The organism is Methanosarcina barkeri str. Wiesmoor (genome assembly GCF_000969985.1).
Taxonomy (GTDB): domain Archaea; phylum Halobacteriota; class Methanosarcinia; order Methanosarcinales; family Methanosarcinaceae; genus Methanosarcina; species Methanosarcina barkeri_B.
Genome location: NZ_CP009526.1, coordinates 437,497 through 462,864, shown reverse-complemented (window position 1 = coordinate 462,864; position 25,368 = coordinate 437,497). Strand labels below are relative to the sequence as shown.

The window sequence follows — 25,368 nt, the reverse complement described above, 5'->3', positions numbered from 1 at the left end:
GAAAATCCATTATACCTTAGCTTCCTTGCCATGGATGCTGATGTACTTTTCCGGGTTATCCTGGAATTTCTTCATGCATTCAAATGAACAAAAATAATAAGTTCTTCCTTTGTAGTCACTTTTGTATGTAACATCCCTCTCCGTAACATTCATATCACACACAGGATCAAGCCGTGTTCCACTCCCTTTCATTTGCATAATTTTTCCTCCATTAGTCCGATTATATCATATTATTCTTTCAAAGCCGAAATACCGGTAGCTCTTCTCCCCTTCCCCACTACGCTTTTCACAAGTTGCTGCAAATAAATTCAAATAACTGATTATTACTATAATATTTAGCAATTTTTATATAATTATTTTTGGTAGCGTTCCTTATACTCTCCCCGCTTCCAGGGACGTCTCATACGTTTCCTTTATATTTTTTGGAAATTTCAACAAATATTTATATTTCTTTTCAATAAACAATTAAAAAACTCTGTTGTTCTTCATAATATGGTATTCGAAAGCTCATCTTCCACGAGATTTGCTCCATGTTATGAAATTAAACTACGTATGGAGCTAAATCCTTTTGTCAGGCGATAAATCAGAATCTTCGTTCGAATGCTTAAATGATGTTTCAACGGAGAAAGATGTACTTGGGTTCCGTCCTTATGTCGAAGCTATCGCAGAATTTCTTACCGCCGAGGGCACTTTAGCTCCAATTACTCTTTCTATTGAGGGGCAATGGGGATGTGGTAAATCTTCTTTCATGAAGCAATTGAAAAAGGAAATTGAGAAGGGAAATATATGCGATATATCTATCAGAGAATTCATAAAGTATCTATTTTTAAATAAGAAAAAAGCAGGTCTTCCTGAATTAAAACCTCTTATTTCTAAACTAGAAACCCTTTTTTCTTCCATTGAGGAAAAATTTTCACAAAATAATGGGAATGAGCTAAATAACCAAGATGAACATTTTGATCCATATTCCTTCGGAAATAAAATAAGATCAATTCTGATATATATTCCTTCAAAAATCAAAAGAAGAAAATATTTTACAGTATGGTTTAACTGCTGGAGATATGAGAAAGAAGATGAGTTATGGGCTGCCTTTGCACTTATTTTTATGGAGCAACTGTCAGAACAGCTTTCCTATTGGCGAAGACTGTGGGCACAATTTAAATTAAGATATCTAAGACTTGAATGGAAAGGTAAAAGTTCATTTTGTTTAAAAATACTCTTTTTTTAGCTTTTCTTTTTGTCCTTTATTCTATTCCAAACATAATTTCACTAGATGAATCAACAGTTATAATCACCCAAATAGTCGGCTTTATTCTTTCAACCTTGTATATTTGGAAAGATATTAGAGATATCATCGGAAATCCTTTTGATTTCAGCAAATTTGTATCCAGTCCAAATTACACTGAGCATATCTCTTTCATAGAGCACTTCCATTCTGATTTTGATAGGATACTTAAATCCTATGTTGGAAATTCAAGGGTTTATGTATTTGTAGATGACCTTGACCGTTGTGAAGTTCCAAAAGCTGCGGAACTTATGCAAGCTCTAAACCTCATGCTCTCGGATAAAGCAAATGTTTATTTTTCCATAGGTATAGACCGCAAAGTCATCTCTGCGGGACTTGCAGCTAAAAACGGAAAAATCCTTAGGCATTTGGAGGTCAATGGACTTGAATACGGTTATGATTACATTGAAAAATTTATCCAGCTCCCTTTTAAAGTTCCCAGTCCAAAAACTGAGGATTTCAAGAAATTTATGAGCCCTCAACCTGAAAAGAAAAATTCCTGGTTATATAATAATTCATTGAGTAAAAAGTTTAAGAAATTTTTCAGTATATTTAAGGTTAATCACCTAAGTTCACAGCATGATAAAGACAGCACTCAGCCGGAAAGTTCTGAAAGTGGCAAACATAGAGAAGATGTTCTCAGAAATGCTGCAAATGATGAACCGGAAATAGAGGGGAAGATCACGAATGATATGGACTGTGATGAGAAATTAGTGGAGCTGGATCACATTCTAGAAATGATTGCTCCAGCTCTTGATAGAAACCCCCGCCGTATGAAACAGTTCATTAATCAGTTTCGTTTCCAGAGAACTATAGGAAAAAGAATAGGTCTCTTTTCCTATGATAAGGGCAGTGCTCCTGAAAATATGTGGAACTGCAAAAAACTTGCAAAATTCGTGGCAATAAGCATAAAGTGGAACTCAATCATTTCTGCTCTGAATTCAAACAGAGCGCTTCTTACCCGCTTGCAGGAATATGCATTGAAGCCGGAAAATGAAGATAAAAATCTGGAGAAATGGGTTCGGGACAAAAGGCTGATCGAATTGTTGAGGTACGGCTGCATAGAAGAAGGTAATCTCTCGCAAAATGCAGCCGAATACACGTTATCAGGCCTTGATCTCAGCAAGTTATTGCAGGTTTCACCCGTCATTGTATATCCAGAACAAAGTACATCCGGGTTTTCATCGATTGGTATAGATGAAATGGAGTTTGTTCGAATCCCAGCAGGAGAATTTATGATGGGCTCGCCTTCCTACGAGAAAGGCGGATATAATGATGAAGCTCCGATCCATAAAGTAACAATCAAAGATCCTTTCGATCTTGGTAAATATCCTGTTACTCAAAAACAGTGGATTGATGTAATGGGCTACAACCCTTCCTATTTCAAAGGTGATGATCTGCCTGTAGAATCTGTTTCTTGGGAGGATATTCAGGAATTTATCAAAAAACTCAATGATCGAGAAGACACGGACAAATACATCTTACCCTCTGAAGCCGAGTGGGAATATGCGTGCCGTGCAGGTACTACCACAAGATATTCCTTTGGTGCTGAAGAGTCAAAACTTAATGAATATGCGTGGTACAACAAAAATTCAGGTTTCAAAACTCATCCAGTCGGTCAGAAGAATCCAAATCACTGGAACATTTACGACATGCACGGTAATGTTTGGGAATTGGTCCAAGACAAATGGCATGATAATTATGAAGATTCTCCTTCCGATGGTAGTGCTTGGAAAGATGAAAGTGTGTCTTCCCATGTTCTTCGGGGTGGCGGATATAAAAGCGATGCTGGGGACTGCAGGTCAGCGGCACGCGGCAGGTATGTCTCCCTCCATGACAGCAGCTTTGGTTTCCGTCTTCTGAGGAAATTGTAATTACTTTCGACTTTACCACTAGAGTTACTAGCTGAAGCACTTTTGAAGTCCATAGGGTGAAGCCCAAAAGCTCGAAGCGTGCAAAGTCACCGAGCTTGAGGTGTTGAGCGCTCTGAATTTTAAAAATCGTTTCTCTTTCCCATAATTTAGCCCTCTTGAGCGAACGAAGTGAGCGAAAAGGATGGCGGGCTCCCGAATCGCAATTCGGGAGTTACATCCACTCGTAATGCATCAAAACTTCAGGATTAAAACTCTGCATCAAACTGTTTTCCGTATATCCAAAAAAGAGGCAGCCACTGCAATTTTTAACAATTTCTTTTCTGTGTTCTTCCGAGTTTTTCCAGACGCTCTCAAAGCCGTCCCAGATCACGTTTCCAAGAGGCTCGTTATGTACGCGGCAGGTCTCCAGAGTGCCGTCATGCGTCACATTTATAATAATCCCGCTAGCTCTGCATTTATAATCCATTTTTCCGTCCCTGACCATTTTGAGGTAGGTTTTGGAATTGATTATCGGGTAGCCCTGCTTCTTAAGCTCGATTATGTGGTCAACTGTACAGTGGAATTTTTCCTTATCGCGAATTCCGATATCATTCCAGATCTCCTCACTGATTCCGGGAAACTCATGGACAGGTTCGAAGGAAACTTTCACTCCCAGCTTTTTTGCAAGCAAAATGAGAGTCTCGATATCGTCCAGGTTTTTTCCTGTGAGTACACAATTCATCAGGATGGGATTCTTCTTTTTCTGAAGTTTTCTGACCTTGATAGCTTTTTTTAAACCCCTCAGCAGAGTTTCGAAATCCATCCTGCGAATTTCTTTATAACTATCTACTCCATCTACTGAAACTGAAAGGTAGTCTACATCTACCAGCTCTTCCGCCCTTTCGTAAAGCAGTTTTCCATTTGTAACCATGGAAGTGATCATCCCGATTCCTTTGGCATGTGCCATAATCTGAGGCAGATCCTTTCTAAGGAGAGGTTCGACGGTCCAGGCATTGTAGACGCCGATTCCGAATTCTCTAGCATCGTCCAATAATTTAAAAATCTCTTCTCTAGTTGGATCTTCTCCAGTTTTCTTCCAGTACTCACAGAACTTGCAGCGCATATTGCAGCGAGCATTTACGCCGTGGGAAAGGACAAAAGGACGTTTTCGTACTCGGATCTGCCAGAGTGCTCTTGAAGCCAGGATAGGGTCAAATCGGGACATAAAAATCTCTTATTTATTTTTTTACAGAAGACTGCGCATTATTCATTATCTTTTCTATTATAACCTTTTTTTGGAGAGCTAGTTTGTAACATATTTTTTCGACTCTATCTAACTTACGGACTTATGAACCGAAGCTCGCGGATAATTTGTAAACCACTTTAAACCACTTAATACCTAGAGAGTGATCAGATATGATATCAAAGTAAGCTAAGTTAAAGTTATCTGCCAAAAATCGTGTGAAAAATTCTTTGTAAATAAATAAAAATTGAGTTAACTGCTAATTTACTCATAACTAATTTTGAGTAGACTCATCAGTTATCGGGCTTAAAACGTTTCCAGGATTCCTGTACGTTATTGCTCTAACTAAAAAACATATTCCTATAACCGGCATCACAAAGAGCCAATAAAATGCCTGAAAAGCGACAACAGCATCAAAAGTAGGCCACCCTTCAGAAAGTGCATGTGAAAGTCCACTGAGCGTAAAGAAAAGGAAAGTCATCGAAAGCATACTCGCTACAGATGAAACTGCAAGATATGCATTCATCGAGTCAGGATGTCTATCCATAGATAAGAAGACCAGTGCCGAGAACGGGGACAGTAACGCCATAAATAGCATCACGAGTGTTTCTGCGATGCCGATGTGGTCACTAAGAAGTTCTCTACCACTAAAAATAACCCAAAAATTTACAATAACCAGTACAAATAGAGAAATACATAACGGAACTGCCAGATACCATCTGGGTAGTACTTTTCTTGCTTCCACCAAAAAAAGAACGGAACCCAAAAATGAAATAATGCTCAATAACTCTGTCAAGTCCCCGAAAGAAAGTATTGTGACAGATATTGACCAAAGTATACAACTTATTATTAAGGCTGCGGCCCAGTAAAACATAAAGATAGCAGACATCAATGCCAGCGCTATTTTTATCCTCATCAAATTATCACCGTAAAATATGAAGTGGTGAAAATCATAGCCTCTTACCCTCTACATAGGTTGAAAATCATTTTCCTGTTGGAGAGCGACCACACTAATAAGATAAGCATGAGTTTTAAGCATGATCTTCCACCATAAGTATTTTCAAATTTTAGTTCTGTCGCACTCACATTCACAATTGTTGATTTAATTATAGCAGGACTTACGCGGTCAAACTGAGAAATTAACAGTACTGAACCTTTGATATAACTAATTTTGAGTAGACTCATCAGTTACCGGGCTTAAAACGTTTCCAGGATTTTTGTACGTTATCGCTCTAACTAAAAAACATATTCCTATAATCGGCATCACAATAACCCAATAAACATATGGAAAAAAAAGAAGTGGCTCATAAGAAGACCATTTTAAAATTTCCTGGAGTATGAGGAAAAGGGAAAACATCGAAAAAATACTCGCTACACATGAAATTGCAAGGTATACGTTCATCGAGTCGGGATGTTCATTCAAAGACAGGAAGACTAGTCCAGAGAATGGAGACAGTAAAGCCGTAAGTATTATCCAAAATATTTCTGCAGTGCTTGTAGGGTCACCAAAAGGAAATTTTTCAACATCAAAATAAATCCAAAAGTTTACGAAAACCAGTGCAAATAAAGAAACACATAAAGGGACTGCCAGATACCATCTGGGTAGTACTTTTCTTGCTTCCACTAAAAAAAGAACGGAACTCAAAAACGAAATAATGCTCAGCAACTCTATAACTAAAATAGGTCTACGAATTAATTGTAATGGACTTGAAAGAAATATATAACCTAATAAAATTGCAATCCAGACCATCATAAAGATAGCAGACATCAATGCCAGTGCGATTTTTATCCTCATCAAATCATCACCGTAAAATATGAAGTGGTGAAAATCATAGCCTCTTACTCCTCTACATAGGTTGAAAGTAATTTTCAAGTTGGAAAGTGACCACGCTAATGAGGCAAGCACGAAATTTAAGATGATTTTCCACTATAAGTGTTTTCAAATTTTAGTTCTGTCGCACTCACATTCACATTTGTTGATTTAATTATAGCAGGACTTACGCGGTCAAACTGAGAAATTAACAGTACTGAACCTTTGACATAACTAATTTTAAGTAGACCCAACAGTTACCGGATTTAAAACGTTTCCATGATTCCTGTACGTTATTGCACTAAGTAAAAAACATATTCCTATAATCGGCATCCCAAAAAGCCAATAAATTCCCACAAAAACTAAAGACTCGCTAGTAGCCGACATATACTTTAGTATATCGCCGAGGAAAAGAATTGTAATAAAACTCAACACGCATGAAATTGCAAGCGAAAGAATATTTATTCCATATGAAACTGAAGCGTATGCGTTTATTGAGTCAGAATGCCTAAGCAAGGATAAGAAGACAAGTGCCGAGAACAGGGGCAGTAACATCATAAATGCTATCATGAGCTTTTCTGCGCTGCTGATAGGGTCTTTGAGAAATTCTTTGCCGCTAGAAATAATCAAAAAGTTTACAATAACCAGTACAGCTAGAGAAATACATAACGGAACTGACAGATACCATCTGGGCAGTACTTTTCTTGCTTCCAACAAAAAAAGCACGGAACCTAAAAAAGAAATAATGCTCAGTAACTCTATAAAATCAGGGGAAGGGCGAAGTACATAACCCACAAATGGGAACCAGAACATCAGAAAGACAGTGGATATCAACGCCAATGCAATTTTTATCCTCATTAAATCATCGCCATAAAATATAAAAATCGGGTGAAAATTGTTCACCCTATCAGGTCATAGAATTCGGTTATTGATCCTTCGTCTCCTGCTGCACTATCTACAACTCTCAGCCGCCAGTTGTGCACATTCTGGAGGCCTTGCACGTGTACTGTAAGCTGGAGGTTACTTCCTCCCTGATGGTCCCATATCTTCTGTTAAAAATTACTAATTTCAAAAATCTCCCAAAGTATACGTAAATCTTACATATACTTGAGACAGTATTAACTTCAAAACATAAATTTTTTTCTACTGTCTAAGTTCAATTCAATAAATAAAAATAACGGGTTAGTTCCAAAATTTAAGCTTATAATCTTTTGAAAAGCATACCTTATTAACTCTTTATTAGTTTTTTTGAATATTTGATTTCAGAGAGTCAATCTTATTTTAGATTAAGAAAATGACTCAAAAAATTTTAATGATTCGTAATAATATGAGTTTTGGTATCGACTCTCTAATAGCTCTATTATTGCTTTTAGCCTGAGCAGATTATGTTTTTATAATCCAAACAAATTGGATATTATAACAGAGAATCGACTAGAAAAGATAAAGAATTCTACAGTAAAATTAGCTAATTCTACCTACGTTATTAAACTACTGCTAAAATTTTTATTGAAAAAAGAATGCTCGCCATATGGCGAGCTGTAGGTATTAAAGTTTTATTTGCGTTTATCCGAAGAGAGCACCGAGGCCGGCCATTCCGTCTTCTTCGGCGTGGTCGTCTTCCTCTTCTTCCTCTTCTTCAGCAGGAGCTTCTTCTGCGGCAGGAGCTGCTGCGCCTTCAGGGGCTGCTGCGCCGGCTGCTGGAGCTGCGAATGCGGCCTTTGCAATTGCTTCTTCGATGTCCACGCCTTCAAGGGCTGCGACAAGGGCCTTTACCCTGGATTCGTTAACTTCGATACCTGCTGCCTGGAGAACGGCAGTGATTGCGTCTTCGGTAATTGTTTTACCAGCGTTGTGCAATAAGAGAGCTGCATATATATATTCCATCATTAATCACCTAAGTTTTAATTATCGTAAATTTATTTATCCGAAAAGGGAACCGAGACCAGCCATTCCATCTTCTTCGGAGTGGTCTTCTTCTTCCTCTTCTTCCTCTTCTTCCTTTACTTCTTCTTTCTTCTCGGGTTCCTTGGCTACTGCGGCTGCTGCGCTTGCGGCCGCTCCGAGAACTTCCCTCAGTTGGTCATCCACGGCATTTGCATCTTTGTCTGCGGCTTCAGATGCAACGGATGTCATCTGGACATGAGCTTTTGCCAGTAAAGCATCCATGACTCCTGAATCAAACACGACAGCATTGACACCAAGGTTCTTTGACTCTGCAAAGGCTTTTGCCAGCAGGGTGCCGATTGTTGCGCTTGTCGGGTATGCAGTGTTGACAGCGAGGTTGAAAGCGCTCTGAGCTGCTCTGGTAATATCAGAGAAGTACTGGCTTTCATCAATTGCAAGGAGTTCCGGCTCGTAAATTGCTCCATTGTCATAGACGGCTCTTAAGTCCAGTCCTACAATGAGAGGATATATCTCCAGCTTTGTAAGCATGGTTGCGAGCTTCTGCGAGACTACCTCACCTGCTTTACAAACAACCTTAGTTTCCTTTACTGCAACTTTTCCTGCATCTATTGAAGCTGGAATTCCTGCACTCTGGAGTTCTCCGAGAATCGGACCAGGTGGGAAACTGGTGGGCCCCTTCTGAACAATGATGTCCGCAGGAGCTATTGCGCCTCCTTTAATTGGAGAAGGAGTTTTTGTTTGTTCCAGCACTTTGTAAAGCTTGAAGGGACTTTCGTTAGTAAATACCAGAGCAGTCTGCTTATCAAGGTATTTATTCATCTCGGGAATACTTTCTCCGAGCTGATTTAAGGCCCGCTCAGTAAGGGAGTTTCTTGAGACCTTGAGCACTGCAACGTCTTTAAGGTCCCGACGAATTTTCTGGATCTTGGTTGCAAGAATGCCTTCGATCCCAACCATTCCAAAGACCTTATGGGACTGAATGAGCTCCATTATATTCTCGATCTCATCCTTTTTCCACTCTGGGACGTGCTCCGTGTGATGCTTCTCCTCTTCCATTTACACCACCCTTTCGGATTTTCCCATAGTTGTCGTGACATAGACTGTTCTCAGGTTGTGCCTGCCTTTATCCAGGACACGCTCCAGCCTGGACACTATAATCTCAACGTTTTCGGCAAGATCATCGGGACTCATAGTCCTTCGGCCGACAGGCACATGGAAAGTGAGCTTGTCTTTTGACCTCAATCTGATTGCATTTTGCTTGCTCTGGATAAGTTCGCCTATATCTTTGTTAGGTAAAAGCGGGATAGGCATTTTCCCTCTAGGTCCAAGAACAATACCCAGGTTCTTACCAATTGTTGGCATAAACTGGGTTTCTGCAATAAAAAGGTCACATTCGTTTGCAAGAGTCCTGGCTCGGGTTTTATCAGACGCCAGTTCATCGAGCTCAACATCAGAAATAACATACGCAGCACCGGCAGCCTTTGCTCTGAGGCCCACATCACCTTTTGCAAAAACACCGATCTTCAGTTCTTTTCCAAGCCCGTGAGGAAGAATTACTTCTTCATCGACTCTGTTCTTTGGTAGGTTCATGTCAAGATTCTTCAAGTTAATTGCCAGATCTACACTTTCAGAGAAATTGCGTTTTGGCGATTCTTCAAGTACTTTCTTGACAGCTTCCAGTATACTTTTTTCTGCCATCTTGTTCCTCCCCGTAGTGTTTGAACATACATGTCCAAGCAGCCTTTTCAGCTTACTACGGTTAGTCTTAGGGCTTCCCCATTAATCCGGATATCTGCCATTCTTAACGATAAGCCACTAATAATGTCTTTTTTATATATTGCAACGATATGCAAGATTCTTGAGCTATTAGTGCTATCCAATTTAAAACTATTGGTGATGACGAAATTCCGGATTAAGTAATAAAGGGATGAGAAGGTTTACCACTCCTCACCAGCAAGCAAATCATCGAACTTGCCCTGATCAAGTGCCTTCTGGCTGTCTCTAGCCTCAACTCCCTCTACTGTCACGCCCATAGGGACACAGGTACCCATTACCTCTTTCATTGTTGCCTTGAGATCATAGGAAAGTACGTCTTCCTTTTTCATCCGGGCAATCTTTGCAACCTGCGAAATACTGATGTTTCCAACAACTTCGCTTCCTGCATTTCCTGACCCTTTTTGAATTCCTAACTCTTTCATAATCAGGGATGCAGTGGGTGGAGTGCCTACTTCGATCTCGACATTTTTCTTGTCGTCAACAATTACTTTTACAGGAACCTGCATGCCATTATAGTCCCTGGTTTTTTCGTTGATCTTTTCGACCACTTCTTTTATGTTGACCCCGAGCGGACCAAGCGCCGGACCTAAAGGTGGTCCAGGATTTGCTTTTCCTCCGGGGACAAGTGCTTCAACAATACTTGTCATCTGAGTCTCACCGGTTTTAATAAGTATATGGTTGTAGATCCATTTAGATCCACTTTGAGTACTGGTGATTTTAATTAATAAGCTGGAATTTTCGGTATTTTCCCATCTATCTGTGACTTTACTCGTTCTCTTTTTTAAGAATTCTTACAGTATCGCCACGAATCGTGATGGGAATCGGAACCACAGCATCAAACAGCTCCACAGTAATTTCCTCATGCCCTTCGTCAACTCTTTTAACCCGGGCTTTCTCACCTTTAAAGGGTCCTGAAGTGACCTCAATTATAGCCCCTTCCTTGATCCCTGTCACTGTTGGTTTGGGTTTAAGGAAATGCTCAATTTCAGCAATTGAAGAGCTCCCTTTCACAAGAGCCCTTGCATGGGGAATAGTCTGAATTGCCAGTTCTACAATTCCGGATTTAGGAGCCTCGACCAGGACATATCCTTTTAGCTCATCAGGAGCCAGAATTGCCCTTATATCCAGTTTCTCCTTTTTCGAAACTCTGGCAAGGGCTGTTGCAACCGATCTTTCTTGGTTTGCCGTAGTTTTGATTACAAATATCTGGGAATCCTCACTCATTGAGCCACCCACTGGGGCAACATTGTCAACAGTACATATATTATAAATCCTATTGCTCCCACAGCCAGAATGCCAACACCTGCAACTTTGGCAATGGTCAAGAACTCTTCCCTGGACGGTTTTCTAGTAAGTTTCAGGACTCTCAGGTGTGCCCGGATTACCTGACCAACGCTTTCTGCAGTTATTTTCGGTTCAAACGTGGATTCTACCATCAGTTCACATCCAGGTTTTCTTTATTCTATTTATCTTTCTTTAATTTATTGCCTAGAGTTCTTCCTATGGGTTTTCCATTCCCGAAATTCGCTTTTCTTAGATATAGAATTTCCGGATTTATAGTAAGGAAGGAACGGGCGGTTTATATTATTAATTCCTATTATATGAAGATATCACTGACACGGCTTTTAAAACGTCAAAAGATTCCGATGCTGAACTTGCATTTGTTCCAAAGTTTTAATCGCGTCAGTAGAAATATTTATTTTTTGATACCGAATTGTATCGGCACCATACGGCATTTACCATAAAAATAGTTTTCGATTGGTTTTTATTCCTATCCCTTATTTTTATTTTAAAGAGAGGAAAACAGTATTTTTTCTCCAACCGAAGATTTAATCCCTTTTATCTCTGGTTTGATCACTCTACAAAATCAATTCCATATTTAAAGGCAATATCCTTGTCGTTTCCATGACCATAAATCTGGGCGGATGTTACTCCTGTCACCACAATCATGGTACGTACAGTTTGTTCGAGATCAGGATCAACCTGTGCACCCCAGATCAGGCGGGCGTTTGCGTCTATCCTGTTGTAAACTTCCTGAACCACAGATTCAGCTTCTGAAATTGTCATGTCAGGGCCGCCAACCACATTAACAAGAGCAGAGGTTGCACCTGAGATATCCACATCAAGAAGCGGGCTGCGCAAAGCTTTCTGTACGGATTCAACAGCTTTGTTTTCTCCGTCGGACTCTCCAAGCCCTATCATTGCAACGCCTCCGTTCTGCATAACAGTTCGGATATCTGCAAAATCAAGGTTTACAAGTCCTGGTTTTGTGATTAGTTCAGTGATACCCTTTACGGCTCTCATAAGAACTTCGTCTGAAACCTTGAAGGCAGCCTGAAGCGGAAGCCTTGGAACTACTTCGATCAGCTTATCGTTGGGAACCACAATTACCGTATCTGCGACATCTCTAAGGCGTTCAAGACCGGCTTCTGCATTTGTCCTGCGAACATGGCCTTCTACACTGAAGGGCAAAGTGACAACTGCAATCGTAAGGGCTCCTGCGTCTCTGGCAGCCTCAGCGACTATAGGTGCTGATCCTGTGCCGGTTCCTCCTCCAAGCCCTGCGGTAATAAAGACCATGTCAGAGCCTTCGACAACGCTGTTAATTTCGTCAATGCTTTCGATTGCAGCATCTTCTCCGATCTGGGGGAGGCTGCCAGCTCCAAGCCCACGGGTTTTCTTTTTCCCGATAAGAATCTTTTTTCCGGAGCGTATATGAAGAAGGTGCTGGGCATCGGTATTCAAGGCAACAAGGTCAGCTCCCTGTATCCCTTCACCCATCATGCGCTGGATGCTGTTTGAGCCGCCGCCGCCGCATCCTATCACTTTGATAGTTGTTTTAAGGCTTCTGAGGATCTCTTCGAGTTCAGCATCTACATCTGAGTCTACTACGTTAGAGTAATCTAAATTTGAGTACTCACTCTGCCCGGCACGTCCTTCCTGGGCAGATCGAGCAAGGGCTTCTTCCACAATGGATCTCATGATACTGTTTTCCTCCATCCTATGAGGTAATTTTAATGACTGGTATTAAAAAATAAATGTATTTTTAGAGGGAACATGTGTATTTAACCATCACATATACAGTTTCCAATTTAATAGTTTTCCTGTTCAAGTCTTTAAACCTATAATGTATTTGTTTAATAATTTAATTAAACTCTTCTACTTCCTATTTAGCCTCAGGCTTTTCCCCACAGTTATTATGATCCGGTTTTATTTGCTATAATTCGGAACCTTCTCTAATAAGTCTGAGTCTTCTTCAATTTCTTTGGCCAAAATGTTTATTTTTTATTATTTTAATTTTCTGAAGCCTTCCCTGTATTTTTACCTTTCTCTTTCATTAAAAACAACTACGCTTTCCCTCTGGACTCTCCCAGGATAATACCTGTTGCAATCAGGTGGGCAACCCTTAAAGGTTCAGGAATATTGCTTCTTATTGAGGTAAGCCGGATAATCTTTTTAACAGTCTCCACACCTATGCCTGCTCTTTGGATATAAATAGGACTCTTTTCACCTGGAATTCTTTCTATTTTTCCGGCCCGCTTTATTATCGTCCATCGTTCCTCTCCATCGGGGAAGTATTTAAGAGCAGATTTTATTTTCTCGAAGTCAGGATAAGATCGCATAACTACAATGACAGGAATTCCAGTTTCCCTGTAAAGCATCTGTATATCGACAACATTAAAACCTCCATAAGTGATTCCATCGAGAATAACCGTTCTTATCTGGTCGTAATGTTTACTCTTCTTTATCATGTTACAGATAACTTCAGTAGCATCAAGCCCATCCTTTGTGATTTCTGAACGAAGGACCCCGTCAATCCAATCTCCTCCCCGAAAAACAGCTCCGACTATCATCACTTTTTCATTGAGGAGCGCAGAATCGTCTATACCTAAAATTCGAATTTCGGGCTTGATATGAAAATCTATATTCACAGGTACTTCTTATGTCTGGATTACAAAAATAGTTTGTCGGTTTCCTTACAGGCCTTCTAATAAAAGTCCTTTCCAGGAAAATGTTCAATTTTCCGGCAAAACCCTTTATCTCAAGCTAAAGTAAAAATAAGCCAGAGATAAAAATGAGCCCCCAAGGAGCTTTCTATTCGGGTTACCGGAAACTTTTTTACACGAACATAGTTTCAGGGAGACTTGTAGGCATCATTTTCTGCGTATCTGCAGCCATAGAGACTTTATCCACTGCTTCGAGGAAATCTTCCATTTCAATCAGTTCTTTGTTTTTCCTGACCGCAAACATACCTGCTTCGGTGGCGATTGCCTTCAGGTCTGCTCCACTCATTCCTTCGGTAGCTTTTGCAAGCCTCTTAAAATCAATATCTCCTGCAAGAGTCATTTTCCCACAGTGGATTTTGAGAATCTTTCCTCTGGCCTCTACTCCGGGCATAGGGACATGGACAAGCCTGTCAAATCGACCTGGCCTGAGAATTGCCGGGTCAAGGACATCAGGACGGTTTGTTGCTGCAATAATCCTGATATTTTTTCTTTTGTCAAAGCCATCCATCTCTGCCAGCAGCTGCATAAGCGTCCTCTGAACCTCACGGTCTGCTCCAGTAGTTTCATTCAAACGCCTTGCAGCAATTGAGTCCAGCTCATCAATGAAAATAATACTCGGGGCCTTTTTCCGGGCCATTTCGAAGATTTCTCTTACGAGTTTGGAACCGTCCCCAATGTACTTTTGCACGAGCTCAGAGCCTACAACTCTGATAAAAGTTGCATTGGTTCTGTGAGCCACGGCTTTTGCAAGCAGTGTTTTACCTGTTCCCGGAAGTCCATAAAGAAGAACTCCCTTAGGAGGATCGATACCTATCCGAGCAAAGCGTTCCGGCTCAATGAGAGGAAGTTCGACAGCTTCCTGAAGTTCCTGTATTTGCTCATCGAGACCGCCGATCTGGTCATAGTCCACTTCTACGCTTTCGAGGACTTCCATTGCAGCAACAAAAGGTTCTTCCGTAGAAGGAATAACCTCGGCAATAGCAAGCGTATGCTGGTTCAGGGCAACCTTTGCTCCTGGAAGCAGTTTTTTCTCATCAATATATTGTGAGACATTAACCAGAAACTGAGGTCCGTTACTGCTTCGGACAATTATTCTATCATTCTTAATTACATCAATGACCGTACCAATAATGAGCGGAGAGGTCTTCATCCGATCGAGTTCAGACTGCAGCTTTCGTATCTCTCGTTCGTACTTTATCTTTTGGTTTTCTAGATAACGTTTTTCGGATTCAATCTGGCTGCACTGCTCTTCCAGATAACTGTTTCGGCTTTCAAGTTGCCTCATTCGGTCCTGGACGCTTTCAGTTACTTCCCCCAGCTCTCCAGGCTCGATTCCGTCATACACAGGTCCGGGCTTACCAAGGTGACTGCGCATGCTTTCATCCTTACTTTTGGTACTTTCCGTCATGGAGCTCCGAATAATATTTAAGTTCATACCGTATATAGCGTTTTCGAAGTGATCAATATGCAGTGCGAAATATGTGGTGCAGAGATCCGCGGAAAGCCTATATGCATTACAATTGATAACAGCGAACTCCAGGTCTGCCAAAAATGTGCTCCTTATGGTAAACCCGTTGATAAACGAACTCCCGTGTCAAGAAAAGTCTCTCCGGTGGTTCGAACGGTAACACGAACTGGAAATAGGCCAAAAAAGGATTTTTTCGATATCTTGAAAGACGAACTCCTGGACAACTATGATCAGATTATCCGGGACGCCAGAAAAGCAAAAGGCTGGTCTCAGGAAGACCTGGCTGAAAATATCAAAGAAAAAGTATCTTTAATCAAAAAGATAGAACGCAGCGAAATCGTGCCAGAGGATTCTGTCCGGAAGAAACTCGAACACACCCTTAACATCAAACTTACAGAACGTGTGGATGAGTCGGGACAGGAAGTTTCTCACCTAAAGAAAGATATGACCCTCGGAGATATAGTGAAAATAAAAAGAAAGTAAATATCAAAGCGGATAAAGAGAAGTAAATCTCAAAGTAGAGTAAGATAAAGTATTTTAACTGCCGGCTCTGTTCCGGCAACAATACCTGGTTTCTGGCAGTTTACTCCTTCCAGAAACGACAGAGGATTCAATGTGAAGGCGTTTTCTTAATCCTCTTCACCTCTGTTTTTTATGCGCTTTTTAACGGTTTCAGGTTTTTTACGGTATGTGATTTTTTACGGTTTCAGGTATTTTACAGTATGTGATTTTTTACGGTTTCAGGTATTTTAAGATTTCTTTAAATATTTATTATAGGTTATTCTTCTAAACCCGTTCTTCTTTCTTTATTTGCCTCTTCTTATTTGATTTCTACTTTCCGAAAAGCCTTTAAATCTCAATTTCAATCTCATATACCTTTTCAGGATTTTCTTTATGAATAACCCAGAAAGGTTCTTCTCCATAAATTTCCATCAACTTTCTGGTTCTTCTTGGAATTGTTTTCGGGCCGAGTACTGCACCTGGTCTGTCAGGGTCGTCAATGTAATCGGTTTCCATCATAAAACGTGTACCCTCCTCAAGTGCGTGTTCAATTGCTCCTTTTACTGAGATCACTCCTGGAAAAAGTCCAAGTTCCTCACAGGTTTTTACCAGAGGCGGAGCATAGTGCTTGACAACTTTGTACATTTTAATTCCTGTTTTTCTCGCCCTCTCTGCTATGTCCTGAAGTTCAGGTTCTCCCACACTTTCAGTATGAAGCTGAACCGCACAATCCTGTTCTTTTCCCAGGGAAAAAGCATACTCCATAACTTCGTTCGAAGCTGCCCAGACATCCGCAGACACAGGGTAATGGGGACGTCCTGACTTAATCCCTACAGCAAGTCCCTTTTCAACATATCTTGAGGCAAACTCAAGCCCTTTCTTCATGATCTCTGTAGCTTTCTGCAGTTCCATATACTCGGTAAGCCTTGAGATTTCTGCCGGATGTACACCCAGTACAGGAAAAGCTCCAACCCCCATCTCCCGAATTTTTGACGCTATTTCTATAGTTTCGTCAAAGACTTTAATATAATCCTCAGGTTTTGTGACTGTTATTCCAAGCGACCAGCTAGGTTTGGTGACCAGAATTATATGAGTTCCTCCAGAGTTCTTGAAATCCTTTACTGCTTCGAGTCCTCTGGCTCTGGGGTCGATATGCATGTGATTATCGGTAATAGGTATTTTTGCAGGCATTTTCATCCCTCAAAGGTATGAAGTTCCGGGTAAATTTGGAATTGCATTTTCTGAAAATCTGGATTCGAGTTTTAGAAATGTGCACAAGTATCTATGTATATCTATATATAGTGTCCAACTTCGCGTTAGAGATTGCTCGGCATGTTAGAGATTGCTCAGCATATTATTAATTACCCAAAACTTGAAATATATAGCCTTACGTTGAGTACGCTGGAAGATTCAATTATTCATACCGAACTTTGAAAAGTTCCCCTTTTTTAGCTTTTCAGTCGCTACGGTTCTTTAAATACGAACCCTAAGATCTGGTGATAATTATGAGTAAAACCGCAGCAGTAATCAAAGGTGACGGGGTAGGCCCCGAGCTTGTAGATGCAATGCTTAAAGTAACAGAAGCCGCCGGCACAGACGTTGAATTTGTTATGTGCGAAGCAGGAGCCGGCTGGTGGGAAAAGCATGGAGGCAATTCCCTTATTCCGAATGAGACCTGGGACGTCCTTGACAGTTCAGATGCCTGTTTTAAAGGGCCGACAACCACACCAGGAGGGATAGGCTCTCCAAGAAGTGTGGCTGTATCTATAAGGAGTAAGTATAATCTTTATGCAAATGTCAGACCAATCAAAACTTTTCCCAATTCAAGCGCCCCTCTTGGAGATGTAGAAATGATTTGTGTGCGCGAGGGCACAGAAGGCCTTTACATTGGAGAGGAAATTCAGCTTACAGATGACGTTTCAATTGCAATCCGTAAAATCACACGCACCGCATCCCACAAGATTGCCAGCTATGCTTTCGAGGAAGCAAAGAGAAGAGGCTATGACGCTGTTGTGCCCATCCATAAGAGCAATATTCTGAAACTTACCTGCGGCTCTTTCTTAGAGGAGGTAGAAAAGGTCGGGCAGAATTATCCAGATATCGAAATCTGGCCCTATCACATTGACAACATTGCCCAGCAACTGATAAAGAACCCGCAGATATTTAATAAAAAGGTTCTTCTTTCTACAAACCTCTTTATGGACGTAATCAGCGAGGAATGCTCGGCCCTGGTAGGCAGTATTGGTCTAATCTACTCTGCCAATATCGGGGATTCTTTTGCAATGTTTGAACCTGCTCACGGGTCAGCTCCAAAATATGCAGGCCAAGACAAGGTTAACCCTGTGGCAACTGTACTTGCAGGAGCATGGATGCTTGATTACCTTGACGAAAAGGAAAAATCCGAAGCAATATTTAAAGCTACAAAACGCGTGATTTCCGAAGGTAAGTATGTAACTTACGATCTCGGAGGCAATGCAAAACTCAGTCAGATGGCTGGCGAGATTGCAAAGTATACGGCAGAAATTCTCAAATAAGAAGGTACTGAAGGAAATACCTTTCATTCCTTCAATTTTTCATCCTCAGAATCGGCCATCTTTTCTTCGTTGTTCAATTTACCTCGACCTGTACGTCCCGGGCTGCAGATAGGCTGGTAAAGAAAGTATTTTTCAACATAATCAAGGAGCTCTTCATCTGATATACAGGAAATTCTTTCTTCATTATCATAGAGTTTCTGGATTTCTTTCTGGATTTTCAGAAGTCTGGGGTCGTCTTTTTCCACAATGGTTTCAATATCAAGAAGGTCATTTAAGGTCTCTTGAATTTTATAACGGATAACTTCCAGACCTGAAGAGTCACCTATAAGCAGGAGCCGCTTTCCTCCTACCAGTTCTGGAGGATAGGGTTCATAGTTAAAGGGATTTTTAAGGACACCGGCAGCATGTATTCCAGATTCGTGGGCAAAAATATTTTTCCCGACCACGGCTTTGTTTCTGGGAACCCGCAGTCCCAGTTCTTTTTCCATGAATCTTGCAAAGCGAGTAACTGGTTCAAGGTTATATTTTTCAAAACCTTCTACCCTATCTCTCAGGAATAGCAGGATTTTTTCCATTTCGCTGTTTCCTGCACGTTCTCCTATACCCAGGAAAGTTACGCTTGTCCAGTTAGCCCCGTGCCAGAAACCTGCAATGGAACTTGCTGACCCGAATCCGTAATCGTCATGAATATGGGTTTCGATATTTTTTGCCCCGATTTCTTTTTTGAGGTACTGTACAATTCTCGGGATTCCATAAGGCTCATCGACACTAACGAAGGGCATCCCGTATCCGACAGTATCACAGACCCGGATAATACAATCAGGGTCGATTTCGATAATTTTTTCAACTAGCGGGAAAACAAAGCCATAATTGTCTGCTCTTGTCATATCCTCGAGATGAGCACGTGTGCGAAGTCCGTGGTCGACTGCATACTGAAGGGCATCCAGATATTTCTCTTCGGCTTCCTCCCTGCCTGAGAGTTTCATCTTAGAAAAAATATGCGTATCCGATACAGACATCAGAATTCCGGTTTCTTCCAGCCCATCAACTTCGAGAATTTTGTCAATATCGGCTCTTGACGCTCTTGCCCAGCCTGTGATTTCGGGAAACTCATACCCTATATCAAACATTAAATCTACCGCATCTCTATCCCTCTTATTGAATACGAAGGCCTCGAGTTTTTCGATTCCGATCTCGTGCAGGTACTCATATATTTGAAGCTTGTGTTCTCTGCTCAGGACGATTCCCGGCATCTGAGAACCATCACGAATAGTGCTGTCACTTATGTACACGTCGTTTCCATAGGGCAGCTTTAGTTTGGGCAGATCTTCATATGATTCGTAAACTTTCATCACTTTTTCCTCCTTTATTTCAGGCGGCAAGGCCCTGTATCGATAGAGTGGGATTTCACTGCAGAGTTTTCCTGTGAAAAAGATATATTTCAGGTATACAGGTCAGAAAATAAGTTGCATTTAACCTAAGGACTCTATATTTCTTGTTTAAAAAACACTCTTTTGGGGGAGAACTTATTATTGTTCTTCAAAACAGCATCTTACATTCTATGCCGAGATTTATACTTATGTTATATCCTAATAATTAAGTATATGTCGTTATAATTAAAATCTCTTTCTTTTAAAATACTTAATGTGCTTTCCTATTCATATATTAATTCTATTTATAGTACTTATGCTATTTTAACTTACCAGGAGTGATAGAAGATACTGCGTCTCATTTCTTCTGTAAAATCTCAGGATACTTCCTTAAAAAAGGATACTTAGAATTGATGTATAAGGTATATCTAAAGTATTTCTTGCAGAAGTATTATCTGCGTTTTTATAGTTTTAGGAAAGTTTACTTTCCTATCCTGCCCTTCTTACCGATAATAAGGTATATCTACAACAAATTATATTTATATTCGAGCTGATCTGAAAAGTATGACATAATTATAAATCTAATTTAGCTATAAACTTGATTAACTATGTTTGTATATCTGTAACTGTCTCTGAATAACGCAGATTTTCCAGCCCTGATTATAAGTAAACTATTAAATAAAATTAAAAATTATACTGATATATATTTATTTGTATTTTATATATTTGCTTTACTTTATCCCGAGGTAAACATGTCCGAAATAGTAAGTGTTAGCGGCGGTCCGACAAAACCTGAAATCATTGCTGTGTCTCTTTCCAAACTCGGGCTGCGTGACGGAGATCGGTTTGCAGATGTAGGTTGCGGTACGGGATCGGTATCGATTGAAGCCGCAAAACTTGCCCGAAACCTCACAATCTATGCGATAGATGCCCGAAGCGAGGCTCTGAGAGCCACTGAAATGAATTTCAAAAATTTTAATATAAAAAATGCCCGGATTTTAACTGGCGAAGCTTCGGATCTCCTGAGTTCGGAAAGTTTTACTGATAATATTGACTGTGCTTTTGTCGGTGGAACAAAAAATATTGGTTCCGTGCTTGAGACCCTTGTTAAGAAAAAAGCTAGGAGTATTGTGGTAAACGCCGTCCGAATAGAAACGGTTGTCAGGACAATTGAGGCAATGAAAAAACTTGGAATTTTTGATGAAGTAGTTCATATTTCGGTTTCGAGAAGTGCACCAATTGCCGGAGAGACGATGTTCAAGCCTGAAAACCCGGTATACATCGTTGTCGGAAAAAAGTAAAACTGAAAATTATCTTATAATTTAAGTCTTCTTTACATTTATTTTTATAATCTATGGAGCGATAGCATGTTAATCGGAGTAGGACTTGGTCCCGGAGACCCTGAACTTCTGACCCTCAAAGCAGTGGATATTTTGAAAAACAGCGATAAGGTATATGTGCCAGGCCGCCTGGCAAAAGATCTTGTGGCTCCTTATGCAGATGCTGAAATCCTTGAATTTCCCATGATAAGAGATATTGAGGTTCTTAATTCCCTCTGGAAGGAAAATGCTGACAGGGTTGCAGAAGAGGCAAGAAGAGGCACTGTAGCTTTCGGACTTATAGGCGATCCAAACTTTTTCTCTACGTTTTCCCATCTCAAAAAAGTAATGCGCAAGCACTATCCGGATGTTGAACTTGCAACTGTGCCTGGAATAAGTTCAATCACGTCCTTTGCTGCCAGGACCGATGTTGCGGTTGAAAGCTCTTTTGAAGTCAGCGACGGTTCTGAGATCGGACATAAGATTCGCTTGAAGGCTACGCAACCAAAGTCCATAGTTAAACAGCTTGAAACTGAAGGATATAAGGAGTTTATCTTTGCAGAAAAGCTCTTTTCGGACAAAGAGCTTATAATCCGAAATAAAGAAGAAATTCCGGAAAAGGGAAACTACTTCAGTATCATTTACGGAAAGAAATGAAAGTTACCGATGTAATATTCAAACTTACATAAATTCGTGCAACTTACATAAATTCATGTAACTTACATAAATTCACGTAACTTATATAATTTTAAAATAAAACACGAAAGCAAAGGGAATGGTCAGATGGAAAGGAAAGTATATTTTGTGGGAGCGGGCCCAGGGAACCCGAAACTCATTACCGTACTTGGGCGTGAAATGCTTGAAAAAGCCGACCTTGTGATGTATGCTGGCTCTCTGGTAAACCCAGAGGTTCTTAATTACACGCATGGAGAAACAGTGGATAGTTATGGGTTAACCCTCGAAGAAACCACTAAAATAATTGCGGACGCTGTAGATGCAGGGAAATTCGTTGTTCGCCTTCACAGCGGAGATCCATCTCTTTACGGTTCAGTCATAGAGCAGATGGAAGAGCTCAGGAAACACGACATAGAAGTCGAAAGAGTTGCGGGGGTTTCCTCGATTTTTGCAAGCGCTGCAGCTCTTGGCACTCAGTTGACTCTTAACGGCGTTTCAGACACTCTAATTATTACCCGCCCTGCCGGAAAAACCCTTGAAAAAGACCTTATCCCCGAGCTTTCTGCCTACAACACTACTATGGCAATTTTCCTTGGTACGCAAAAAATCAGGGAAATTATGGAAAAAGTCCGCTGCCCGAAGGATACGCCTGTTGCGGTAGTATTTCATGCATCCTGGGAGGACGAAGAAATCATCACCGGAACTGTGGAAGATATCGCAGACAAGGTAAAGGATGCAGGGATTAAACGCTCAGCAATGATAATTATTGGTGGGGTTGTTGACCCTAAAAATTACAGGAGGTCCTATCTATACGGAGTAGCCCAGGAACCGTTGTAATCACTTTTGAACGAAATAGAGAGATTGCAGCGAAGATAGCAAAACACCTGAATGCAGACCTGCTTCTTTACGAAAAGGGCATATTCGAAAAGGCTTTTAAAAGTTATGAGGCAATAATTGCAGTTTTTGCCACGGGCATTGTGGTAAGGGATATTGCTCCGCTTCTCGAGAATAAGTGGTCTGATCCTGCCGTGGTCGTGGTTGATTCAAATCTGAATTTCGCAATCCCCTTGCTTGGGGGCCACCACGGCGCAAATGAAATTGCCCGCAAGCTTTCGGAACTTGGAGCGGTCCCTGTGCTTACAACGGCGACAGAAGTACACGGCAAACCTTCAGTAGAGGGTATTGCTAATAGGGTAGGCTGCGAGATCTTCAACAAAAAATCTACTGTAGCTGTAAACTGTGCCCTCCTTGATCAGGAAATAGAGGTTATCGAAATTAAAGGTCCCAGAATTGTTATTGTAGATGAAGATGTATCCGTGCTGATAAGAAAACGTCAGGAGAATGCAGAAGTCAAAGACAACAATAAAGGTAGACAGTAATTAGCTGTAAATTAACTGATCTGCACTGACGCTAATTAACCTGGCAATGAACCGCGTTGATAATCAGGGACGATAACGGATGATTATAGGAATAGGAACTCGCAGGGGCATTACGAAAGAAGAGGTTATTGAAGCCGTAAAACAGGCCCTCGATGAGTGCGGCCTGAGCCTGGAAGAAATTACGGCTTTTGCTTCTTCAAAACTTAAGGAAAACGAACAGGGGCTTCTGGAAGCGGGAGAGACTCTCGGCATTCCGGTGAACTTTTTGCCGGATGAAGTGTTGAACAGCTACAGTCCTCCTTCAGCCTCCCAGGCATCCCGGTTTGGATTAAAAGGAGTTGCAGAACCTGCAGCTCTGGCACTTTCTGAAGAAAAACAATTAATTTGCAGGAAGAAAATCTATGGCAGAGTCACAATCGCAATCGCAAGATAAGGCAACTAAAGGAAAACTTTACATCGTAGGGATCGGTCCAGGATCTGTAGAACAGATGACGCTCAGAGCCAGAGACGTAATCCTTAATGCCGATTATGTACTCGGAAACGGTACTTACCTGGATCAGATAGCAAGCCTCCTCAGCACCCAGGAAGTAATCCGCAGCTATATGGGTAAAGAGGTAGACAGAGCAAGAAAAGCGGTGGAGCTTGCAAAAGTTGCAAATGTTGCCATGGTAAGTGGCGGCGATACCAACGTATACGGTATGGCAGGCATCGTGCTTGAAGTTGCTGAACATCAAGATCTTGAAGTTGATATAGAGATTCTTCCTGGAGTCACAGCAATTTTAGCCGGCGCAAGCATGCTAGGCGCACCTGTTGTAACAGACTTTGCAGTAATCAGCCTCAGTGACCTCCTGACTCCATGGGATGTGATTAAAAAACGGCTGAATCTTGCTGCAGAAGCCGATTTTGTAATGGCTCTCTACAACCCAAAAAGCCGTAAGAGACAATCCAACTTTTCAAGAGCTATCGAAATTATCCGTCAGTACAAGGCTGATTCCGTACCTGTGGGACTTGTGAAGAACGCTCTGAGGGGTGACGGTGAAGACAGGATAGTAACCACTCTTGGAAAAGTTATGGAATACGAAGATTGGGTGGATATGAGCACCACGATCCTTATTGGAAACGGAGATTCCAGAATATGGAATTCTCAAAAGAAGGACTTCATAATTACTCCCAGGGGGTATCAGAAAAAGTATGACTACTGAAGAGAATGCTAATGAAAAGGTAGGGAAACTCGACAATCTTGAAGAACTTACCGAGCTTACGGTTGATGTGAATCCCGAACTCGTAAGCATTTGTAAGGACTCAGGGGCAAGAACCGAAGAAGCAAAAGCCATCTATATGAAAAGCCGGACAATGATCCAGGAACTCATCGGCAACAAAACTCCAGAAGACCGCTTCCGCCAGCGCTGTGTTATTGCTACTGGAGATCTTTCCGTGGCAGATATCATGCGTTTCATGCATGACCCAATCCCTGCAGGCGTGGAAGCAATCAAAAAGGGTGCCCCGATTTTCGTGGATATCAATATGGTAAAAGCCGGAATTACAAAAGCAGGACACAAATCTGAAATTATTTGCGTGCTTGATGAAGACCCGAATGCTGAAATCGCTAACAGGTACGGAATTACGCGCACATCAGCCGGCTTCCTCGCTGCCAGAGAGAAGCTCGATGGGAGTATTATTGCAATCGGAAATGCACCTTCTGCCCTTATTATGGTCTGCAAACTTGTCGAGAAGGGTGTAAGACCAGCTCTTATTATAGGGCTTCCGGTAGGTTTCGTAAATGCAGCTGAATCTAAGGAAATAGTCCGAAACCTGAAAGTTCCTGTACCCTCTATTAGCTGTGTAGGGACAAGGGGCGGAACCCCAATGGCGGTTGCATGCGTAAATGAGCTTGTTGCAATCGCAAGAGAAAGTGAAGACGCGAAATAAAGTTAAAAACAACACTTTCTTAGTTTTTTATTTTAAGGTTTAGTCCAGCTTTTTGTTTTCAGTGTTTTTTAGTTAACCGCTTATTTCCCAGTGTCTAATTTTGTTGTGTAACTTTCTTTTTGTCGTATAACTTTCTTTTTGTTGTGTAACTTTCTGATTTTTCCCAATTTATATTTAAATTTTAAAAATAATTTCTGGTGTGTTTTTGTACTTTAGTATTATTCGTATTATAACTTAAAAAGTTAAATTTGAATTAAAATCAAATTGCGTGCGGCCACCCCACCCTAAAGGATGGGGTATGCTTCGGGCCGCCC

27 protein-coding genes are annotated in these 25,368 nt (G+C 41.0%); 11 read left to right on the top strand and 16 right to left on the bottom strand.

Annotation, left to right across the window (positions count from 1 at the left end; genetic code table 11):
- Window positions 1-9: 9 nt before the first annotated feature.
- Window positions 10-198 (bottom strand): YHS domain-containing protein, encoded by a 189-nt coding sequence (locus MSBRW_RS02105; RefSeq protein WP_011305636.1) that lies wholly within the window; start codon window positions 196-198, stop codon window positions 10-12.
- A 370-nt stretch (window positions 199-568) separates the two neighbouring features.
- Here MSBRW_RS02105 and MSBRW_RS02100 point away from each other — a divergent pair, with 370 nt between their 5' ends.
- Together MSBRW_RS02100 and MSBRW_RS02095 are read left to right on the top strand one after the other, a co-directional pair.
- Complete coding sequence (locus MSBRW_RS02100) at window positions 569-1,228, top strand: P-loop NTPase fold protein (protein ID WP_011305637.1); 660 nt, start codon at window positions 569-571, stop codon at window positions 1,226-1,228.
- Between the two features lie 95 nt (window positions 1,229-1,323).
- Window positions 1,324-3,159 (top strand): SUMF1/EgtB/PvdO family nonheme iron enzyme, encoded by a 1,836-nt coding sequence (locus MSBRW_RS02095; RefSeq protein ID WP_011305638.1) that lies wholly within the window; start codon window positions 1,324-1,326, stop codon window positions 3,157-3,159.
- A gap of 211 nt (window positions 3,160-3,370) precedes the next feature.
- Here MSBRW_RS02095 and MSBRW_RS02090 read toward each other — a convergent pair whose 3' ends face one another.
- The 13 genes from MSBRW_RS02090 to MSBRW_RS02025 all read right to left on the bottom strand — a co-directional run bounded on the left by MSBRW_RS02090 (window position 3,371) and on the right by MSBRW_RS02025 (window position 15,287).
- Window positions 3,371-4,363 carry a radical SAM protein gene (locus MSBRW_RS02090; RefSeq protein WP_011305639.1) on the bottom strand — a complete coding sequence of 331 codons (993 nt, stop codon included), beginning with the start codon at window positions 4,361-4,363 and terminating at the stop codon, window positions 3,371-3,373.
- 292 nt (window positions 4,364-4,655) lie between these two features.
- A complete protein-coding gene (locus MSBRW_RS02085; protein ID WP_011305640.1) occupies window positions 4,656-5,297 on the bottom strand; it encodes a hypothetical protein in 642 nt (213 codons plus the stop codon).
- Window positions 5,298-5,546: 249 nt separating this feature from the next.
- Window positions 5,547-6,176, bottom strand: a complete 630-nt coding sequence (locus MSBRW_RS02080) for a hypothetical protein (protein ID WP_011305641.1) — start codon at window positions 6,174-6,176, stop codon at window positions 5,547-5,549.
- Window positions 6,177-6,431: 255 nt separating this feature from the next.
- Window positions 6,432-7,049, bottom strand: a complete 618-nt coding sequence (locus tag MSBRW_RS20710; protein ID WP_011305642.1) for a hypothetical protein — start codon at window positions 7,047-7,049, stop codon at window positions 6,432-6,434.
- Between the two features lie 705 nt (window positions 7,050-7,754).
- Window positions 7,755-8,075 carry a 50S ribosomal protein P1 gene (rpl12p, locus tag MSBRW_RS02065; protein WP_011305643.1) on the bottom strand — a complete coding sequence of 107 codons (321 nt, stop codon included), beginning with the start codon at window positions 8,073-8,075 and terminating at the stop codon, window positions 7,755-7,757.
- A 36-nt stretch (window positions 8,076-8,111) separates the two neighbouring features.
- On the bottom strand, window positions 8,112-9,152 hold the full coding sequence (locus MSBRW_RS02060) for a 50S ribosomal protein L10 (protein WP_011305644.1): 1,041 nt from the start codon (window positions 9,150-9,152) through the stop codon (window positions 8,112-8,114).
- Window positions 9,153-9,794: a 50S ribosomal protein L1 gene (locus tag MSBRW_RS02055; protein ID WP_011305645.1), complete on the bottom strand. Its 642-nt coding sequence runs from the start codon at window positions 9,792-9,794 to the stop codon at window positions 9,153-9,155.
- A gap of 239 nt (window positions 9,795-10,033) precedes the next feature.
- Window positions 10,034-10,519 carry a 50S ribosomal protein L11 gene (locus MSBRW_RS02050; RefSeq protein WP_011305646.1) on the bottom strand — a complete coding sequence of 162 codons (486 nt, stop codon included), beginning with the start codon at window positions 10,517-10,519 and terminating at the stop codon, window positions 10,034-10,036.
- 118 nt (window positions 10,520-10,637) lie between these two features.
- On the bottom strand, window positions 10,638-11,096 hold the full coding sequence (locus MSBRW_RS02045) for a transcription elongation factor Spt5 (protein WP_011305647.1): 459 nt from the start codon (window positions 11,094-11,096) through the stop codon (window positions 10,638-10,640).
- On the bottom strand, window positions 11,093-11,308 hold the full coding sequence (locus MSBRW_RS02040) for a protein translocase SEC61 complex subunit gamma (protein WP_011305648.1): 216 nt from the start codon (window positions 11,306-11,308) through the stop codon (window positions 11,093-11,095). Before MSBRW_RS02040 ends, MSBRW_RS02045 begins: the two co-directional genes overlap by 4 nt.
- A gap of 418 nt (window positions 11,309-11,726) precedes the next feature.
- Window positions 11,727-12,854, bottom strand: a complete 1,128-nt coding sequence (gene ftsZ, locus MSBRW_RS02035; protein ID WP_011305649.1) for a cell division protein FtsZ — start codon at window positions 12,852-12,854, stop codon at window positions 11,727-11,729.
- Window positions 12,855-13,219: 365 nt separating this feature from the next.
- Window positions 13,220-13,804, bottom strand: coding sequence for an endonuclease dU (locus tag MSBRW_RS02030; protein WP_011305650.1), 585 nt, complete (start codon window positions 13,802-13,804; stop codon window positions 13,220-13,222).
- Window positions 13,805-13,991: 187 nt separating this feature from the next.
- Window positions 13,992-15,287, bottom strand: a complete 1,296-nt coding sequence (locus tag MSBRW_RS02025; RefSeq protein ID WP_011305651.1) for a proteasome-activating nucleotidase — start codon at window positions 15,285-15,287, stop codon at window positions 13,992-13,994.
- 57 nt (window positions 15,288-15,344) lie between these two features.
- On the opposite strand from MSBRW_RS02025, the gene MSBRW_RS02020 reads away from it, so the two are divergent.
- Entirely contained in the window at window positions 15,345-15,830 is a 486-nt protein-coding gene (locus MSBRW_RS02020; RefSeq protein WP_011305652.1) for a multiprotein bridging factor aMBF1, read from the top strand.
- 366 nt (window positions 15,831-16,196) lie between these two features.
- On the opposite strand, the gene MSBRW_RS02015 is transcribed toward MSBRW_RS02020, so the two are convergent.
- Window positions 16,197-17,039 (bottom strand): TatD family hydrolase, encoded by an 843-nt coding sequence (locus MSBRW_RS02015; protein WP_011305653.1) that lies wholly within the window; start codon window positions 17,037-17,039, stop codon window positions 16,197-16,199.
- Between the two features lie 314 nt (window positions 17,040-17,353).
- Here MSBRW_RS02015 and MSBRW_RS02010 point away from each other — a divergent pair, with 314 nt between their 5' ends.
- Window positions 17,354-18,382 (top strand): isocitrate/isopropylmalate dehydrogenase family protein, encoded by a 1,029-nt coding sequence (locus MSBRW_RS02010; RefSeq protein ID WP_011305654.1) that lies wholly within the window; start codon window positions 17,354-17,356, stop codon window positions 18,380-18,382.
- A 23-nt stretch (window positions 18,383-18,405) separates the two neighbouring features.
- On the opposite strand, the gene MSBRW_RS02005 is transcribed toward MSBRW_RS02010, so the two are convergent.
- Entirely contained in the window at window positions 18,406-19,734 is a 1,329-nt protein-coding gene (locus tag MSBRW_RS02005) for a homocitrate synthase/isopropylmalate synthase family protein (RefSeq protein ID WP_011305655.1), read from the bottom strand.
- 770 nt (window positions 19,735-20,504) lie between these two features.
- Between MSBRW_RS02005 and cbiT the strand changes: the two genes are divergently transcribed.
- From cbiT to MSBRW_RS01970, 7 genes are all read left to right on the top strand, one after another.
- The gene (cbiT, locus tag MSBRW_RS02000; RefSeq protein ID WP_011305656.1) at window positions 20,505-21,053 is read left to right on the top strand and encodes a precorrin-6Y C5,15-methyltransferase (decarboxylating) subunit CbiT; all 549 of its coding nucleotides are present in this window, start codon (window positions 20,505-20,507) and stop codon (window positions 21,051-21,053) included.
- A gap of 66 nt (window positions 21,054-21,119) precedes the next feature.
- Window positions 21,120-21,728, top strand: a complete 609-nt coding sequence (locus MSBRW_RS01995) for a cobalt-factor II C(20)-methyltransferase (protein ID WP_011305657.1) — start codon at window positions 21,120-21,122, stop codon at window positions 21,726-21,728.
- Between the two features lie 126 nt (window positions 21,729-21,854).
- Window positions 21,855-22,583: a cobalt-precorrin-4/precorrin-4 C(11)-methyltransferase gene (locus MSBRW_RS01990; protein ID WP_011305658.1), complete on the top strand. Its 729-nt coding sequence runs from the start codon at window positions 21,855-21,857 to the stop codon at window positions 22,581-22,583.
- Window positions 22,584-22,606: 23 nt separating this feature from the next.
- Window positions 22,607-23,125, top strand: a complete 519-nt coding sequence (locus tag MSBRW_RS01985) for a cobalamin biosynthesis protein CbiG (RefSeq protein WP_329957353.1) — start codon at window positions 22,607-22,609, stop codon at window positions 23,123-23,125.
- A 79-nt stretch (window positions 23,126-23,204) separates the two neighbouring features.
- Window positions 23,205-23,558 carry a cobalamin biosynthesis protein gene (locus MSBRW_RS01980; RefSeq protein ID WP_048102524.1) on the top strand — a complete coding sequence of 118 codons (354 nt, stop codon included), beginning with the start codon at window positions 23,205-23,207 and terminating at the stop codon, window positions 23,556-23,558.
- Window positions 23,527-24,327 (top strand): precorrin-3B C(17)-methyltransferase, encoded by an 801-nt coding sequence (gene cobJ / locus MSBRW_RS01975; RefSeq protein WP_011305659.1) that lies wholly within the window; start codon window positions 23,527-23,529, stop codon window positions 24,325-24,327. The genes MSBRW_RS01980 and cobJ overlap by 32 nt, the downstream gene beginning before the upstream one ends.
- Window positions 24,317-25,054, top strand: a complete 738-nt coding sequence (locus tag MSBRW_RS01970; protein ID WP_011305660.1) for a precorrin-8X methylmutase — start codon at window positions 24,317-24,319, stop codon at window positions 25,052-25,054. The genes cobJ and MSBRW_RS01970 overlap by 11 nt, the downstream gene beginning before the upstream one ends.
- The last annotated feature ends 314 nt before the right edge of the window (window positions 25,055-25,368 follow it).

Coding starts and splice junctions, on each gene's coding strand:
- MSBRW_RS02105 (WP_011305636.1), bottom strand. CDS start 198: ATGCAAATGAAAGGGAGTGGAACACGGCTTGATCCTGTGTGTGATATG.
- MSBRW_RS02090 (WP_011305639.1), bottom strand. CDS start 4,363: ATGTCCCGATTTGACCCTATCCTGGCTTCAAGAGCACTCTGGCAGATC.
- MSBRW_RS02085 (WP_011305640.1), bottom strand. CDS start 5,297: ATGAGGATAAAAATAGCGCTGGCATTGATGTCTGCTATCTTTATGTTT.
- MSBRW_RS02080 (WP_011305641.1), bottom strand. CDS start 6,176: ATGAGGATAAAAATCGCACTGGCATTGATGTCTGCTATCTTTATGATG.
- MSBRW_RS20710 (WP_011305642.1), bottom strand. CDS start 7,049: ATGAGGATAAAAATTGCATTGGCGTTGATATCCACTGTCTTTCTGATG.
- rpl12p (WP_011305643.1), bottom strand. CDS start 8,075: ATGGAATATATATATGCAGCTCTCTTATTGCACAACGCTGGTAAAACA.
- MSBRW_RS02060 (WP_011305644.1), bottom strand. CDS start 9,152: ATGGAAGAGGAGAAGCATCACACGGAGCACGTCCCAGAGTGGAAAAAG.
- MSBRW_RS02055 (WP_011305645.1), bottom strand. CDS start 9,794: ATGGCAGAAAAAAGTATACTGGAAGCTGTCAAGAAAGTACTTGAAGAA.
- MSBRW_RS02050 (WP_011305646.1), bottom strand. CDS start 10,519: ATGACAAGTATTGTTGAAGCACTTGTCCCCGGAGGAAAAGCAAATCCT.
- MSBRW_RS02045 (WP_011305647.1), bottom strand. CDS start 11,096: ATGAGTGAGGATTCCCAGATATTTGTAATCAAAACTACGGCAAACCAA.
- MSBRW_RS02040 (WP_011305648.1), bottom strand. CDS start 11,308: ATGGTAGAATCCACGTTTGAACCGAAAATAACTGCAGAAAGCGTTGGT.
- ftsZ (WP_011305649.1), bottom strand. CDS start 12,854: ATGAGATCCATTGTGGAAGAAGCCCTTGCTCGATCTGCCCAGGAAGGA.
- MSBRW_RS02025 (WP_011305651.1), bottom strand. CDS start 15,287: ATGACGGAAAGTACCAAAAGTAAGGATGAAAGCATGCGCAGTCACCTT.
- MSBRW_RS02020 (WP_011305652.1), top strand. CDS start 15,345: ATGCAGTGCGAAATATGTGGTGCAGAGATCCGCGGAAAGCCTATATGC.
- MSBRW_RS02015 (WP_011305653.1), bottom strand. CDS start 17,039: ATGCCTGCAAAAATACCTATTACCGATAATCACATGCATATCGACCCC.
- MSBRW_RS02010 (WP_011305654.1), top strand. CDS start 17,354: ATGAGTAAAACCGCAGCAGTAATCAAAGGTGACGGGGTAGGCCCCGAG.
- MSBRW_RS02005 (WP_011305655.1), bottom strand. CDS start 19,734: ATGAAAGTTTACGAATCATATGAAGATCTGCCCAAACTAAAGCTGCCC.
- cbiT (WP_011305656.1), top strand. CDS start 20,505: ATGTCCGAAATAGTAAGTGTTAGCGGCGGTCCGACAAAACCTGAAATC.
- MSBRW_RS01995 (WP_011305657.1), top strand. CDS start 21,120: ATGTTAATCGGAGTAGGACTTGGTCCCGGAGACCCTGAACTTCTGACC.
- MSBRW_RS01990 (WP_011305658.1), top strand. CDS start 21,855: ATGGAAAGGAAAGTATATTTTGTGGGAGCGGGCCCAGGGAACCCGAAA.
- MSBRW_RS01980 (WP_048102524.1), top strand. CDS start 23,205: ATGATTATAGGAATAGGAACTCGCAGGGGCATTACGAAAGAAGAGGTT.
- cobJ (WP_011305659.1), top strand. CDS start 23,527: ATGGCAGAGTCACAATCGCAATCGCAAGATAAGGCAACTAAAGGAAAA.
- MSBRW_RS01970 (WP_011305660.1), top strand. CDS start 24,317: ATGACTACTGAAGAGAATGCTAATGAAAAGGTAGGGAAACTCGACAAT.